Consider the following 15743-nt stretch of genomic DNA (forward strand, 5'->3'; position numbering starts at 1 on the left):
TTGGATTGATCAAACCCGTAAATTCGCTTTATGATAAAATCAAAGCTCCTACTCCTGTTCTTACTTACAACTTCCTTAAAATTAGCAGCACAAACTGTAGATACGGTTAATAAAAATAAAGACCTGGAATTCATTACCGGTTCAAAAATCGAGGTTGCCAGTCTTACGCCATTGCAAACAAACAATCTAACTGTATTAGGTAAGATATGGGGATTTTTAAAGTATTATCATCCCGCCGTTGGAAAAGGAAATTATAACTGGGATTTCGAACTTTTCAGGGTAACACCTAAAATATTAGCTGCTAAAACAGATCAGGAGAGAAATAAAGTACTTTTTAACTGGATATCGGCTTTAGGCACATTTAAAACTAGCGAAAAGGTTCCGGTTGCTAAAGGCAATATTAAATACAAACCAAATTTTTCCTGGTTTAAGTCCAATAAACTCAGTCCCGAAATTATCAGCCTGTTAAATACCATCCAGCAAGCAGAACGCCGGGAAGAAAATTACTATGTAAAACTATATGATGCAGAAACGCCAATAGCCATTTTTAAGAACGAAGCCGATTACAGCAGTTTAAAATACCCGGATGCAGGCTATCGTCTGCTGGCATTGTTCAAATTCTGGAACATCTACGAATACTTTTCACCCTACAAAAACCTGACGGATAAGCCCTGGTCCGGAATTTTAAATGAATACATCACGAAATTGATTTCAGCAAAAAATGAGTTGGAATACAAACTTATAATAGCCGCACTGGTGGCGGAAACGAAGGATTCACATTCTGACATATCTACTCTCGAATTTCCGTTAAGGAGTTATTTTGGTATTTATTCACCAAATGTTGTTATTGATTTTGTAGCTGAGCTCCCTGTGGTAAGCTATAGCAAAGATGAGGGAACAATTCCCAGATCTTTGAAAAAAGGAGATGTTATTCAGCAGATCAATGGTGTTCCGGTAGCGAAACTGATAAAAGAAAAATCGCAGTACATTACAGCGTCAAACAGAACCATGGAATTGAAAAAGCTGTCGGCCTTATTACTCAGAACTAAGGATACATTGCTACGGGTAACTTTTATGCGCGATAAAAAGATAGATACCATTGAGCTTAAATGCCATCACCTTAACCGAATGTATTACGGAAAACCATTACCTGCAGATACGGGCTTTAGGATGATCAATCCGGATATTGCATACATCCATGCCAGCAGGATCGGAACAAGATTGAAATCCGTGATGCCAATTGCGATAAATACCAAAGCCATGATACTGGATTTAAGAACTTATCCAAAGCCAACCAGCTTTGGCTGGGATATTGGTAAATTTTTATTTAATGAACCCGCAGAGGTTGCCCGATACACTGCAGTAAATATTGAAGCACCAGGTTTGTTTACTTATTTGCCTGACGACTACATGGCGCATGTGAGAATTGGCGCAGTTAATCCTAGTCCTTATAAAGGCAGGGTAATTGTGCTGGTGAATGAAGAAACCTGGAGTTTGGGTGAACTGACGGCAATGGCATTACGCGCAGGGCCAAACACCATTATAGTTGGAAGTCAGACAGCTGGTGCAGATGGCTCAGTAGGTTTGCCCGTCTCTTTTCCGGGTGGCCAAAGCGTTGGATTTACACAAATAGGCGTTTATTACCCTAATGGTAAGGAGACTCAAAGGATAGGGATTGTGCCGAATGTGAAAGTTAAGCCCACAATTCAGGGAATTAAAGAAGACCGCGACGAGATTCTGGAGAAGGCAATATCACTGGTAAATTAATAAGCAGTAATCGCCATTAATGATTTATTTCAGATTTCGTTCTTTTAACAGTTTTTCTAATTCTTTATTATCTTTTGAATTATTAAATAATTTGTAGGCAAAAAACAAAGGAATTAGCCCAAAAAAACCTAAACTGTTTTTTGCAATGCTGTAAATTACAATCCCAATCAACATTCCAATCAATACCGCATTAATTATTGAGGTCGATTTTATTTTTTTTGCCTCGTCCAACAGTTCCTGATCTGTTAATTCTGATAGTTCTTTTTGTTCCATTGGTCCTATTTAATGTTATACGATTATGTTGATTTGGTCTGTTATAGTAGCAGCCAACGCTCAAATATACGTAACCCAATATAATTTCAAAATTTTTAAAAAAGCGGTATCATAGCTTATTTATACCTGTTTAAGCTTTTTCGTTATATGTTTTTGGATGTCTTTTGCTAAAAGTTTATTCAAAAAATTCCCTGGATTAGAATTAACACAAATTCCGTAGCTTTGGTCAATGCAACTCCCTATCCCCGATCAGCAACTGCCCATTTATTCACTGGAACCAGATGAAAGCGGAAATAAAAATTTCAGGGTATATCATTTTGAGGGCACCATGCCCACCGAGTCAGATCTGCTGCTACCGCACCGAAAAGACCACTACCTTTTCGTATTTATGAGACGGGGCGGAACAAGGCACTGGATTGACATGATCCCCTATGAACTGAAAGATAATACCGCCTATCTTTTGCGACCAAATCAGATCATCGTGAAAGAAGGAACAGATGAACTATGGAGTACTGGGATTGCCTTTACCCGGGAATTTTTATCACTCCAGGAAAACGCTTCCTTAAATCAGCTCGCGCTCATCCAGGATTCTGAGCATCCCCTTGAACTGCCGCTTAGTGAATCGGATGTCGGGTTTGTTGAAGATATGTTGACCAGGATCAACGCAGAATACCAGGTTCGGAGTGAATGGCAGCAACGGATGCTAACAGCCTATCTTACTTTGCTTTTTACTTATATCAGTCGCATCTACCAGGCGCAGCATAAAAACAGTGTTCCTTCATTTGAAAAGCAGCTGATCAAAACCTTTCACACCAGGATAAACGAGTGCTTCCATGAGTTGCATGAAGTTGCCGATTATGCCTCATTACTTAACATTTCAGCTGGCCATTTGAGCGAAACAGTAAAAACACAAAGCGGAAAGCCAGCGATCAAGCACATTCACGAGCGTTTGATATTGGAGGCCAAACGCTTGCTTTTCCATACCGGCAATTCTTTAAAAGAAATTGCCTTTGAGCTTGGATTTTCCGATGCCTCATACTTTAACCGCTTCTTTAAAAGAGAAACCGGAGCCACTCCAAATGAGTACAGGATCAATACCCGTAAAATGTACCATTAATACCATTCGATGTGTTATAACCAACCGGTGCGCGGATAGTAGATTTGCAGAATAAAATTTATAATCATGAAAACAGCACTTATAACGGGAGCAAACAAAAGCATCGGCTTCGAAACTGCAATACAATTAATACAACAGGGATACTATGTTTACCTGGGTTCCAGAGACCTCAAAAAGGGTGAGCAGGCAGTGCAGCAGCTGCATGCATTGGGCCTAACAGCAGTAGAAGCCCTGGCAATCGATGTAGACGACAAGGAATCTATTAAAGAGGCAAGAACAACTGTAGGCAAGAAAACAAAAACATTAGATGTATTGATCAACAACGCAGGTATTTCCGGGGGTATGCCCCAAACACCGCTTGAGACAGATCCAGGCATTTTTAAACAGGTATTTGAAACCAATTATTTCGGTGTCATATCCGTAACCCAGGCATTTATTGATCTGCTCAAATTAGCACCAGCACCCAGAATCGTCAATGTTACTTCGGGATTGGGCTCACTTACCCTGCATAATGACCCCACATGGAAATATTATCCGTATAAAGCCTCGGCTTACATGGCCTCTAAGGCAGCACTTAACGCCTATACCATTTCCCTAGCCTACGACTTGCGTGACACCACTTTTAAAGTAAATTCAGTTGATCCCGGCTATACAGCCACCGACTTCAATCATCATACCGGCCCCGGAAGCATAGAAGATGCCGCAGCAAGAGTAGTAAAAGCAGCAGTATTAGGCCCGGAAGGTTTGACAGGCCAATTTTTCAGCGATGACAATTCTCCAGAAACCGGCATCAGTCCATGGTAAAATAAGAAACCATTGGCAGCTGAAACGCTCGCCAATGGTATGACTTTAAAATATTTTACTTTTAACAGGTACCTTACATATAGTTGACCGTCTTAATTGTACGATGATTAATTACAGATAGGCGGAAGAAGTTGGATGACCTATTCCCCTATCATTTAATCAACAGTAACCGATAGTAAATAGAGATCATAGATTTATATCAATAAGGTACGGGAGTAGTAAGACTAGTGCCGGATTAATTTCCGGCATAAAGAAAGAAATATAATGGGTATCTTGCGGCATTATTAAATACTGCTTATGCCTTTCAGTTCACTTGGTTTATCACCTGCTTTATTAAAAGCACTGACAGATCAGAATTTCACCTTGCCTACACCAATTCAGGAAGCTGCCATCCCTGCTATTTTAAATAAACAAGATGTATTGGGCATCGCTAAAACAGGCTCAGGAAAAACTGCCGCCTATGTTTTGCCTGTACTCATGAATTTGCAGCAGTCAATCGGCGTTAAAAACCGACATGTCAATGTATTGGTCCTAACCCCTACCCGTGAACTGGCAGAACAGGTAAAAGAGGTATTTAAAACCTTTAGCAAAGCGCTGACCCAGCCTGTTAAAACACTGGCCGTATATGGCGGAGTATCCATCAACCCGCAAATGATGGCCTTGCAAGGCGTACATGTTTTGGTTGCTACACCTGGAAGATTATTGGAATTGGTCGATTCAAATTCAGTATCCTTAGCAAGCATTCAAACATTGGTATTGGATGAGGCAGACAAGATGCTGAATTTAGGATTTAAAGAAGAAGTGAATAAAATTCTTGCACTTTTACCTAAACAGCGTCAAAACATATTGTTATCTGCCACATTGAGTAACGACCTTGAGCACATTCATCAAATCCTGCTGCATGAGCCCGTGGTAATCAAAATTGCAGAGGAAGAAGTTTCACTAGACCTGATCAACCAGGTGGCTTATATCGTTTCACCAGAAAAGAAAGGCCCCTTTCTGCGTTACCTGATCAACCATCATGATATGAAGCAGGTATTGGTATTTGCATCATCTGTTCAGCTGGTAGATGCCATTGTGAATAAACTCCGTAAAAATAACATTGAAGCAAGAGCTATTCACAGTAAAAAAAGCCAGGGATCCAGAACAGAATCTTTAACGCATTTTAAATCCGGGAAATTAAGGGTATTGGTGGCTACAGATCTTATGGCAAGGGGAATAGACATTAACTTTCTTCCTTTTGTAATTAATTATGAATTACCACGATCACCTAAAGATTATATTCACCGCATCGGCAGAACTGGCCGTGCAGAATCCGCTGGAGAAGCGATTTCGCTGGTTAGCAATGATGAATTACATCATTTTGAGGTGATCCAAAAAAAGATGGGAAAACAAGTGAAACTAATTGACGGAGCAGGTATTGTTTAATTAGAAATAAGATCTATACCAACGATCTCCGTATCCTGAGATTTGCCCTTGAGGTTAACCATCCCCAAATGCTCAATTTGAAAACTACTTGTTTGAGATAGTCCGTTTACGAAATACGCCGATGCCAGCAGCTTTTTTCCGTAATGGTTACACAGAGACTGGATTCTTGCAGCGGTATTCAGTATGTCGCCATGATAGGCAATTTCCCGCTTAATATTTCCTATCTCTACAGCGGTAACTAATCCGGAATGCAGTCCCGCTTTGAAGGATGGTACTGAACCATATTTACTGATGTAGTGATCGGTACGCGTTTGGAACTTGTTTTCACAGGCAAAAAAGAATTCGATAGCAGCATGGTCAGCAATACTATGCTCCATTGGCCAGCTGATCACAATCTCATCCCCTACATATTGATAAACTTCTGCATAATAAGGGCCAAGCATATGGTTGATATCCAGAAATGCATCTCTGATAAAATTGCTGTATTTTACATGGCCCATCGATTCTGCCAGCGACGTAGACGACTTCAGGTCCATAAATAAAAAGATCCGTTCTTCCTCAACAGGAGTTGAATATTTACCAAGTAACAATGGTAGCAGAACTCCAGGGCCGTATTTTTTATTAACCTGGTTAATGAATATCAGCAGAACATTCATGATAAAATAATAGATCAGATAGACAATGAAGAAATATTTTAATGTACCCTGATCTAAAACCAGCTTCTTATTCAGACCTGACAAAGGAATCCATGTGTTTGTTAATATAACGTAGTATACGCCAAAGAAAAGGAAACTGAATAGCGTAGAAAAGGTCAATTTAAAAACCAGGTAACGGCCAAGGTTACCCTTTTCTATCAATTTGTTCTCCACATAGTAATCTGCGGTACCCTGAAAAAAACCATAGATCGCGCCAAGTATAATGGATATGGTCAATATTTCCCAAATCTCAAACTTCAACAGGATCGTCAGATATTGGGCGATAGCCAACATACTGAAATATACGATCAGGACAAAGATAATATTTGCCCAAACCCAGAAATTTATCTGAATCGTCGTAAAACTCAGCATCGGATACTTTGCAGAGAACCGCCTCGCCTGTTTTGTATAATTGAAACCTTTAGCCATTTCAAAAGATAAAGATACATTATTCAAACAAGCATCAGCCCTTGGATTCTTTCATTATCTAAACTGAATGAATCGGTCTCCTTACTAAACCACCATAAAATGATTGATCTTGCATCGATATTTAATTAGTGTTTAATTAAAACATCAATTAAAAGTCCTAAAAGAAATGCCAAAGTAAAGAATGAGATCATTCCTAACATATAAGAAGCAAACGCTTTTAAATAGCTGGCCACTTTCATCTTTTCAAAAAAATGGCCAATTGCCCAGGTACAATAACCCACGCCGGCAACTCCGGCACCTTTCATTATGTTTAGTTTCGTTAACCCTTCCAAAAGGGCAAAGGCAGCAAAGATCAACATACCCATTCCCATTACAAAACATAACAGGATCAGCATCTCAAAAAAATTGTAGTTATATTTTCTAAAAAACAGTTTCAGCCAAAACGCGATAAATATACCCATCATAATATTTGCATACCCGTAATGGCTTTGAATCCAATTAAAAATTAGGGATACCGATGAACCCTTGGTATCATCGGAATTAACGTAACCATCTTCAATGTGAAAGTAATGAATGGTTAAAGTATAGATTAACGAAGATAAAATTACAAATATGATTGGCTTTACAAGTCTGTTTCTATTGTCCGTTATAAATTCTCTTATGTTTTGCCCAGGTCTGACCAATAACTCCCTTATGGTAAATAAGATTCCTTTTTCAAAATGTAAAACATGTTCAATCTCATGGATAATATAATGACTATCTATTCTTTTTATCTTGATGGGAAGTCCGCAATTGGAACAATAACTTCCGGTTAGTTCATGATTACAGTGCTTACAATTACTCATGTGTTCTCTATAGTTTTTCAGTTATTAATAGCAGATAATGGAAGGTTACCATATACTTTACTTGTCATTCCCGCCTTTTTAGTGTTTATCAGCAGTCTTTTTGAATGCATCCATGGTCAGAATTGCAAGCAATTGCTTTTGACAATCCCAGATATTAACAAAGTTTTCGGAAATAACAATATGCTTTCCCCAATTTGCAAATTTACTATAAAGCATTAATGTGCAGACATCAGTAGACGTGATAAAGTCGCCCGTTTCAGGCAAATGGCTATGGGTGGTTTCCGAAAGCTCTTTAGTATAGTTAATAGGAATAATGTTTTTATGCAATCGTTTGGTGTTGATCAGTTGGTTGGATTGATCAAAAGTAAGCAAGTAGTCATTACCAAAAATGATAGTTCCAGTTACGTTGGGACCAGTCAAAACAAACACTTTCTTAGATTCTTTGTCAATCAGCGGGATAAGATTAAGGCTGGTATTGTTATACTTCTTAAATAGCGTATCTGTATTGATAGCTTTCAATGCCGTTCGGCGAATTTTGAATAATTCAAGTTCTGTTTTTGTAAATTGTCGTGCTGTAGTATCAACAATTACGGTATTGATATCAAAATTTTGGTTAAATGTAAAAGTAATAACCGGATCTGGATTATTCGTTTTACCAAAAAAAACACATTTATTTTGTGCTCCTTCAGAATAAGAAAAATAGCCGCCTGATTCAGCTCCTTTTTGCTTAAACCTCGCTTGCAAAACATCTGTGCCATACCATGAAGCCATTTCAGATTGATACAATAACTTTCCCTCAGCTACTATGGTTGCTGTCACCTTATCTATATTCTGAGCTTTTGCCAGAGAAATCGTGCAGGAAGCAATAATAAAGAGCGCTTTAAATTTCATACGATTAAATGTATTTTTTCCTGAAATCTACTCATTTTCTGAGCTAATAGCTATGTTTTAAATAAGATTTTTTCATAAATGGCGTAAGCTTTTTGATTTCAATGGATAATTGTATCTTGGTATCTATGAAAAACCTTAATGACGATAAAAAGAAGCTGTTGCCAGAACAACATGAAGAGCTAATCAATGCATTAAAGACACGCTTTGAGAAAAATATGAACCGCCATAAAGGACTTGAATGGGCAAAAATACAGGCAAAGCTGGAAACTAATGCTGAAAAACTGTGGTCACTCCATGAAATGGAAAGAACCGGGGGCGAACCAGATGTTGTTGGTCTTGATCAAAAGACAGGCGGGTACATCTTTTATGATTGCTCAGCAGAAAGTCCCAATGGCCGTAGAAGTATTTGTTACGATTACGAAGGACTTGAATCCAGAAAAGAACATAAACCGAAAGACAATGCCATCGATATGGCTGCCAGCATGGGCATTGAATTGCTATCTGAAGAAGAATACCGGGAGTTGCAGAAACTTGGACAATTTGATACCAAAACGTCGAGTTGGTTAAAAACACCTGCTGAAATCAGGGAACTTGGTGGTGCCATCTTTGGTGATTTCAGATATGCTAGCGTATTCATATATCATAACGGCGCACAGTCGTACTATGGTGCCCGGGCATTCCGTGGATCGCTTAGGATATAGAAGTAGTAATTTATGAATGCAGACTAATATCCTTCAGAGCCTATTAAACCTATTTTATACGGAAACGTTAAAAACAATTTCCTCAGGCGGTAAGCACTGGTGATCATCACAAGTACCATATTCCAATTTCCCTTTAATCGTTATTTTCCCCTTAGACTTAATATTAATCTTCTGTTGAAAAACAACCTCTTTCTCAAAATATCCGATGTTCATATCGAACATCTTATCGAAATGCGTCACAGCTTTAGGCTCCAGCGTCTTACCAACTAATGTGAAATCCTTAGAAGGGTTAAAAGAGAAAACTGTTCTTGTCGGACCGTTAGCTGCAATATTCTGTGAATAGATATGCCATCCATTTTCAATTGTAGCTTTTATAAGAACGACTGCCTCTTTTGAATTTATCCGCTTTGCGGCGTAACTCCATTTAACCGGTTTCAAAATTTGCGCACCTGCCAATTCGCTAAGTAAGCAGAAGGCAATAAAAATCAAAAGCTTTTTCATCGTAATTAATTAGATTTAAGGCTTAAATCTATATATTTTCCTATTAAAATGTATACAAAAAACAGAATTTGACATATCTTATAAAGTAAACATCAAATAACAATAGGATATAAGAGGCAATTAACCTTTAGGAAGCACAAAACGGAAAGTACTGCCCAGCCCCTCTTTACTTTCACACCAGATCTTACCATCATGCCAGCCAACAATGGTTTTAACAATAGAAAGACCAAGACCCAATGTAGGCTCGCCATTTAGACCTGGCCTGCGGGCAGTCGTAAACTTCTCAAAGATCTCCCCAAGCTGATGCTTGGGAATACCAATACCATCGTCCGAAAAGCTAAAGCTAACCTGATTCTCGACTTCTGTGACCTCTATCCTGATTTTTCCTTGCGGACCAGTAAATTTCAATGCGTTAGAGATCAGGTTATTTACGATCTGCATAAATTTTGCCTCATCTACTTCGATGAATATTTCTGGCACTGAACTCGTAAGTGTAAAGCTTTTCTCAGCAAGATCTTCTGATCTTATGGATTCTTCCAGGTATTCGCGAAGTTTGTATACAATGTCTATTCGTTTTTTCACCAAAACTACTTCTGTGGTTTCTAAAAGCTCACGGGTTACCAGGTCACTGATCAGATCGATTGCCTGCTGAAGCACTTCTTCAATATATTGGGTTTTCTTACGCAAATCTGTTACACCGGTTTCCTTTTCCGCAATCTCCTTGTCAACAACATTGATTACAGACTTTGCCACATTTAACGGACCCCGAAGGTCGTGAGCCAGCATATGAAGAATAGAATTCTTCTTGTTGGTATATCTCGCAATGACCTCAGTATTTAGGGTCTCATCCGTAATATCGCATAAACTGCACAGCAGAAAAGGATTGGATTGTTCCCCAGCGAGAAATGGGCTGACCTGAAGCCAGCGCTCTGGTGAACCTGTATTCAGTTTCACTTTAATACTACCGGAAAATTCTCCATGTATTGCACGACTGTATGCATCACTCAGTATTAACAAGTCTTCAGGAGAGATCAGTGCAATCAATGCATTGCTTAAATTCTCCTGATCTGCCTCCGAAACGATCCAATCAAAATCAGGATGAAGAAATACAAGTTTTCCAGGATTAACCTGATAAACAACGTGAATATTTGGCCCAAATGGGAACGAGGGAGTCGCTAGTAATATCATTTAGAAACACCAACAAGCGGACGTTTATGATGGTCAGTCTGCTCAGCTGCCTTAACAGTACCATTATTGCACTTACCAAGCAGCGTATAGATCAGAATAAATATGAGGATGGTTGACAAGCAACCACCACCCAATTTCTTAGCACCCCAGGCCGCTATAATTCCTCTGAAAAAGTTGTTCATAATCGTTGCTTTTAAATAATCGTTGCTTTTAAATATAAATAATCGAAATATCATCCTATCGATGTCTCTAATTAACATCAACCCGTTTGATAATGTTTTAGTTAAAAAACTTATATCATCAATCGTATTTAAGCAAAATCAGAACATCAATTGTCACCTTCTGGCACAAACAATTAACTCAATTTCCAGTCTGGTCTTTCAAAATGGCAAGTATATCCGTATGGATTCTTTTGCAGATAGTCCTGGTGTTCCTGCTCAGCATTCCAAAAATCAGTCACCGGAACAACTTCCGTTACAATCTTTCCAGGCCAAACGCCAGAAGCTTCCATCTCTGCAATTAACGTATTTGCAGTTTCGCGTTGTATTTCATCCATAAAAAAGATGGCAGAACGGTAAGAAGTGCCAATATCATTTCCCTGTCTGTTACGGGTTGTCGGATCATGGATCTGGAAAAAATACTCGAGAAGTGTACGATATGATAATTTCTCCGGATCAAATATTATTTCAATGGCTTCAGCATGTGTGCCATGATTGCGGTAAGTTGCATTGGGAACGTCACCACCAGTATATCCTACTACTGTTGATATCACACCAGGATAATGGCGGAAAAGTTCTTCAACCCCCCAAAAACAACCGCCAGCGAGAATGGCTTTTTCAGTACTCATATCTTTCCTTTTTTTAATTAAACAAAGGTACGATGATGATGTGTAAAAGACAAGTAACTTTAATTGGTCAAAACCCTGTCTTGCTCATCCCTGGCCCCGTTCCTGTCCCTGAGTCTTTTATTCTCTTTCGCATTCCTGCTGATCCGGTAGCTAAACGAAAGCATTACCGACCTGCTGTCTTTACGGTTCTCATAACTGGCATCCGATCCTGCAACATTTACGATCTTTCCCCGGGTAATTGCAGTGTAGAACAAATCGCTTCCGCTTAAACCAATTGAACCGTTTCCATTAAACAATTGCTGTTTAATACCCGCACGGAATGCAGCAATGCCCCTGGTTGTATTCTGTCCTGAAAATGACCTGCCGCCCCAGTTCATCACCATTTCCGCAGTACAGCTTTTGCTAATATTGAACCGGTTAAACCAGTTAAAAGAATGTGCAAAATAAGCAGTATCTACGCGTTTCCCATCCAAAAGAACATTCATATGTATCCGTTCTGGATTTACAGAAAAATCAGCATTCCACCATTTAAAGAGGTCTCTATTATAAGTGATCATTGCACCCATAATCTGAAGATCACCCGTATTTTCAGGTCGCTTTACATAGATATCTGCCATTGGCCGGATCACCTGGCTGCTGATATTTGATAAGTCTGAATAGTAAAGCACCGTATTTAGCTGCTCTTTAAACACATGCGTAAACTCAAAAGTATGGGTAAAATCAGGTTTTAAAAATGGATTTCCAGCCACCTGGTTATATCGCTGAACCAGCGACAGGAATGGATTTAGCTTATCATATCCCGGTCTCCCTATTCTTCTGCCATAGTTAAAGAAGAACTGGTTTATATTTTTAGCGTCAGGCTTAAACGAAATAAATAAGGTAGGGAAAGCGTTCAGGTAACTCCTGCTAAAGGAAGAATCTGCCACCATTGCATTCCCATACTGATGGCCGTCAGCATGGGTCTGCTCGGCTCTTAAACCAGCTTTTACACCAAACCTCCCAAACGCTTTAAAGCCTTCCAAATAGGCTGCACCAATCGTTTCATCGTACAGGAAACTGTTGGTACGGTTATAATCGGGCCGTTCTGCATCCCCCTCACCTGTAAAATAATTGGCCATATTATCTGTGCTTACCTTACTCATTTTTATTCCGGTACTTATCGTGATGTCATTTTTTAATGGCAGCGTAAAATCTGTCTTAGCCGAGTAGATCTTGATATTTCGCGGAAGCGCACCCCGGATTCTTTCGTTACTTAAAAGAACATCCTGCGGAGAATAGGTATGGTTACTAAAGATCTGGTCAATTTGTGTATGGTACTTGCCATAATCCAAATCTATACTTATCTCGGTTCCCAGCGAATCAAACTGATGAACCATATTTAAATTCAGCAGGTTGTTCCTCAGTTTATTATTTGCATCATTGGCCGAGAAAATGGACGAGTCAGGCAGGTACAAACTGTTGAGCATCAGGTTACGGTTGTCGCCCCTTTCAACCACAGAATTTCTTGCAGCATTCAGTATGATCCCCACAGTTGTCTTTTTATTCAAATAATAATCTGCGCCCAGCTTGGCATTTCCGTTGTTACGGGTATAAGCTATTTCGCTTTCCTGGTTTAATATCGCTGCTGCCGATCCATCTGGATTCAGAAAGCGCCGGATAGCGGATGAGTTTTCGAAATCTTTGGGACTGCCAGCACCTGCATTCACAAACAGGTTTAACTTACCTACCCGGTAATTCATGTTCAAAGAGCCATTCACCTTACGGTATACCCCGCTTCCCGCATTGCCAGAAACAGATACATTGTATCCAGGCTGCTTATTCTTTTTGGTGATGATGTTGATGATTCCCCCGCTGCCCGCAGCATCATACTTAGCAGGTGGATTGGGCATTAACTCTATCTTATCCAGTAAATCTGTTGGCAGCGACTTCAAATAGGCAGCGAGGTCTGCTCCAGACAAATATGTCGGCTTACCATCCACAAATATTGTAGCCCCCTTCCCCATTAAATTGACATTTCCGTCATCGGTTACCCGCAGTCCCGGTAGCCGGCCAAGAAGATCCATAGCATCAGTACCAGCTGCTGTAGCAAAACCGGCAACATGAATCACTGTACGGTCTATCTTCCGCTCAATCATTTTCTTCCTAACATTAATGCTGACTTCCTTTAACAGTTTTCCATCACTTAATGTGTCTTTTTTTAAGGTATCAATCAATTTCTTATCTTGGGCATTAACAGCAGCGAGTCCCGCAAAGTTGAGCAGGAACAAGAAGGCGAAGGAGGTAAAGTCTAATTTTTTCATGGTTTTAATTCTGATTATCTCCTGCTAAAGTAGTTTTCGTGATATCCCGCTGAGTGTGTAATCGTTGAACGTGGAAATCACCTCGACAAACGCCAAAAAACCGAAGGTTTGTTTTTAATAAATAGCTTAGTTTTGAACGATGAAAAAGAAGACGGGGATATTGATCGTAGTTTTCGTATTGTTTTATGCCATGATCCATTTAGGACGATACCTGCCCGATCTCTATACCGGCAAATTCAGCCTGGTTGATGAACGGGGATATGACGAGCGGCTGCTAAGCCTGGCTGCAGACCTGCTGATGTCCTTTCTATTTACCTTTAGTGCGTATTTAATGTTACACCGCTACTACCCCACCAGAAAATATGTTATCCTGGCTATTGGGCTTGTTTCTGTATTTATCATCTGCTTTATCGTGAGTTATATAGCTGCGCAATGGTTCACACCGCAACACATCCGGCTATCCGGATTTTTCAGAGAGAATGTTCTCTATAATGGTTTCTATACCATTTTTGCCATGGTATTTTACTTTGTACGTTATACCCAGTTTAAAGAACTGCAGCAGCGTGAACTAGCTCTTCAAAACCGGGATTCAGAACTTTCCTTTCTCCGGTCACAAATTAACCCTCATTTTTTATTTAACAACCTCAACAACATATATTCGATGGTTTATCACAATTCCGACCAATCATTATCCGCCATATCCGGCTTGTCTGAATTGCTAAGGTATATGCTGTACGACACCAGTGAAACCATTACCCTGGAAAAGGAAGTCCATTACATCGAGAAATACATCGCATTGGAGCAGCTGCGTTTTGAAAAACCGGGTAAGCTTAATTTTACCTGGTCTGGCGATGCACATCAAATAAACTTGCCTCCATTATTACTCATTCCATTTATAGAAAATGCATTTAAGCATGGCGATATCGATTTCGAGCGCACCTGGCTGGATATTAGCATCAGCACCACTCCCAATCATGAAATATTGCTTTGCTGCATAAATGATGTGGGTACAAAACGAAAAGACCAAACGGGGGGAATCGGTATTGAAAACGTTCGAAAACGACTTAACCTGCTCTATCCGCAGAACCACAATTTAAATATTGAGCAGCAACCCGGTAAATTTAAAGTGGAATTAAAACTTGGTAAGTACTCATCCCCTATACAAAAAAAACATTTATGAAATCAGCTGGTTTAATGTCTTGTGTCATCGTTGATGATGAATTTCCTGCAGTAAAGCTTCTGGCAGATTATGTGCAGAAAACCAGCGGACTTGAATTGATGCTTAAAACTACGTCGGCACTTGAGGCACTTGGTTACATCAATGAAAACAAAGTCGACCTGGTTTTTATGGACGTACAGATGCCGGAACTAAGTGGAATGGAACTGATTAATATTATCAAGAATACAGGCACAAAAGTAATTCTTACTACCGCTTACACCACATACGCCGTAGAGGGATACGAGCATGATATAATTGATTACCTGTTAAAACCGATCACCCTGGAACGTTTCCTAATCTCGGTCAGTAAAGCACGGACACGCATAAACAGCGAAAAAGCTTTAGCAGAACCAGGTAAGACGCTGCCTGCACAGTATATTTTTGTAAAGACAGAATACCGCATACAAAAAGTTTCCCTTGCATCCATCCGGTATATTGAAGGACTGGGCGACTATATCACGTTACACACCACATCCGGCAAAATCCTGTCTCTTGAAAGGATGAAGAACATGGAAGAAATCCTTCCATCAGGCAGCTTCATCCGTATTCATAAATCATATATTATTAATATGGAACAGATAGACTTCATTGAAAAAGGCCGTATTATCATCAACAAAGAATATCTTCCCATAGGTGAATCATACAAAGAGAAAGTAAAACAGCAATTGGGCTTACGTTCATAAGGCAGTCATAATTATTAAATGACTCAAAGAATGTTTGAACCAGTAAAATAATCTA

General features: G+C 39.5%; 16 protein-coding genes. 7 read left to right on the forward strand and 9 right to left on the reverse strand.

The window, feature by feature from the left end:
* Positions 1-30 precede the first annotated feature (30 nt).
* Positions 31-1767: a S41 family peptidase gene (locus tag ATK78_RS04640; protein ID WP_133574869.1), complete on the forward strand. Its 1737-nt coding sequence runs from the start codon at positions 31-33 to the stop codon at positions 1765-1767.
* Between the two features lie 24 nt (positions 1768-1791).
* On the opposite strand, the gene ATK78_RS04645 is transcribed toward ATK78_RS04640, so the two are convergent.
* Positions 1792-2040 carry an FUSC family protein gene (locus ATK78_RS04645; protein WP_133574870.1) on the reverse strand — a complete coding sequence of 83 codons (249 nt, stop codon included), beginning with the start codon at positions 2038-2040 and terminating at the stop codon, positions 1792-1794.
* Positions 2041-2269: 229 nt separating this feature from the next.
* On the opposite strand from ATK78_RS04645, the gene ATK78_RS04650 reads away from it, so the two are divergent.
* The 3 genes from ATK78_RS04650 (at position 2270) to ATK78_RS04660 (ending at position 5389) form a co-directional block, all read left to right on the forward strand.
* The gene (locus ATK78_RS04650; protein ID WP_133574871.1) at positions 2270-3157 is read left to right on the forward strand and encodes an AraC family transcriptional regulator; all 888 of its coding nucleotides are present in this window, start codon (positions 2270-2272) and stop codon (positions 3155-3157) included.
* A 66-nt stretch (positions 3158-3223) separates the two neighbouring features.
* Positions 3224-3961 (forward strand): SDR family oxidoreductase, encoded by a 738-nt coding sequence (locus ATK78_RS04655; RefSeq protein ID WP_133574872.1) that lies wholly within the window; start codon positions 3224-3226, stop codon positions 3959-3961.
* Positions 3962-4258: 297 nt separating this feature from the next.
* Positions 4259-5389 carry a DEAD/DEAH box helicase gene (locus ATK78_RS04660; protein WP_133574873.1) on the forward strand — a complete coding sequence of 377 codons (1131 nt, stop codon included), beginning with the start codon at positions 4259-4261 and terminating at the stop codon, positions 5387-5389.
* On the opposite strand, the gene ATK78_RS04665 is transcribed toward ATK78_RS04660, so the two are convergent.
* From ATK78_RS04665 to ATK78_RS04675, 3 genes are all read right to left on the reverse strand, one after another.
* Complete coding sequence (locus tag ATK78_RS04665) at positions 5386-6513, reverse strand: adenylate/guanylate cyclase domain-containing protein (RefSeq protein ID WP_133574874.1); 1128 nt, start codon at positions 6511-6513, stop codon at positions 5386-5388. The genes ATK78_RS04660 and ATK78_RS04665 overlap by 4 nt on opposite strands.
* 125 nt (positions 6514-6638) lie before the next feature.
* Positions 6639-7358, reverse strand: coding sequence for a DUF3667 domain-containing protein (locus ATK78_RS04670; protein ID WP_133574875.1), 720 nt, complete (start codon positions 7356-7358; stop codon positions 6639-6641).
* A gap of 78 nt (positions 7359-7436) precedes the next feature.
* Entirely contained in the window at positions 7437-8249 is an 813-nt protein-coding gene (locus ATK78_RS04675; RefSeq protein ID WP_133574876.1) for a hypothetical protein, read from the reverse strand.
* Between the two features lie 125 nt (positions 8250-8374).
* Between ATK78_RS04675 and ATK78_RS04680 the strand changes: the two genes are divergently transcribed.
* Positions 8375-8950: a DUF4256 domain-containing protein gene (locus tag ATK78_RS04680; protein WP_133574877.1), complete on the forward strand. Its 576-nt coding sequence runs from the start codon at positions 8375-8377 to the stop codon at positions 8948-8950.
* Between the two features lie 54 nt (positions 8951-9004).
* On the opposite strand, the gene ATK78_RS04685 is transcribed toward ATK78_RS04680, so the two are convergent.
* The 5 genes from ATK78_RS04685 to ATK78_RS04705 all read right to left on the reverse strand — a co-directional run bounded on the left by ATK78_RS04685 (position 9005) and on the right by ATK78_RS04705 (position 13786).
* The gene (locus ATK78_RS04685) at positions 9005-9451 is read right to left on the reverse strand and encodes a protein-disulfide reductase DsbD N-terminal domain-containing protein (protein WP_133574878.1); all 447 of its coding nucleotides are present in this window, start codon (positions 9449-9451) and stop codon (positions 9005-9007) included.
* A 120-nt stretch (positions 9452-9571) separates the two neighbouring features.
* A complete protein-coding gene (locus ATK78_RS04690) occupies positions 9572-10639 on the reverse strand; it encodes a sensor histidine kinase (protein WP_133574879.1) in 1068 nt (355 codons plus the stop codon).
* Positions 10636-10821: a hypothetical protein gene (locus ATK78_RS04695; RefSeq protein WP_133574880.1), complete on the reverse strand. Its 186-nt coding sequence runs from the start codon at positions 10819-10821 to the stop codon at positions 10636-10638. Before ATK78_RS04695 ends, ATK78_RS04690 begins: the two co-directional genes overlap by 4 nt.
* Before the next feature lie 173 nt (positions 10822-10994).
* Positions 10995-11486 carry a peptide-methionine (S)-S-oxide reductase MsrA gene (gene msrA, locus ATK78_RS04700; RefSeq protein WP_133574881.1) on the reverse strand — a complete coding sequence of 164 codons (492 nt, stop codon included), beginning with the start codon at positions 11484-11486 and terminating at the stop codon, positions 10995-10997.
* A 59-nt stretch (positions 11487-11545) separates the two neighbouring features.
* On the reverse strand, positions 11546-13786 hold the full coding sequence (locus ATK78_RS04705; RefSeq protein WP_133574882.1) for an outer membrane beta-barrel family protein: 2241 nt from the start codon (positions 13784-13786) through the stop codon (positions 11546-11548).
* A gap of 139 nt (positions 13787-13925) precedes the next feature.
* Between ATK78_RS04705 and ATK78_RS04710 the strand changes: the two genes are divergently transcribed.
* A complete protein-coding gene (locus ATK78_RS04710; RefSeq protein WP_133574883.1) occupies positions 13926-14966 on the forward strand; it encodes a sensor histidine kinase in 1041 nt (346 codons plus the stop codon).
* Positions 14963-15688, forward strand: coding sequence for a LytR/AlgR family response regulator transcription factor (locus tag ATK78_RS04715; protein ID WP_133574884.1), 726 nt, complete (start codon positions 14963-14965; stop codon positions 15686-15688). The genes ATK78_RS04710 and ATK78_RS04715 overlap by 4 nt, the downstream gene beginning before the upstream one ends.
* The last annotated feature ends 55 nt before the right edge of the window (positions 15689-15743 follow it).

The sequence above is a fragment of the Pedobacter metabolipauper genome, from assembly GCF_004362715.1.
In the GTDB taxonomy this organism is placed as follows: Bacteria; Bacteroidota; Bacteroidia; order Sphingobacteriales; family Sphingobacteriaceae; genus Pedobacter; species Pedobacter metabolipauper.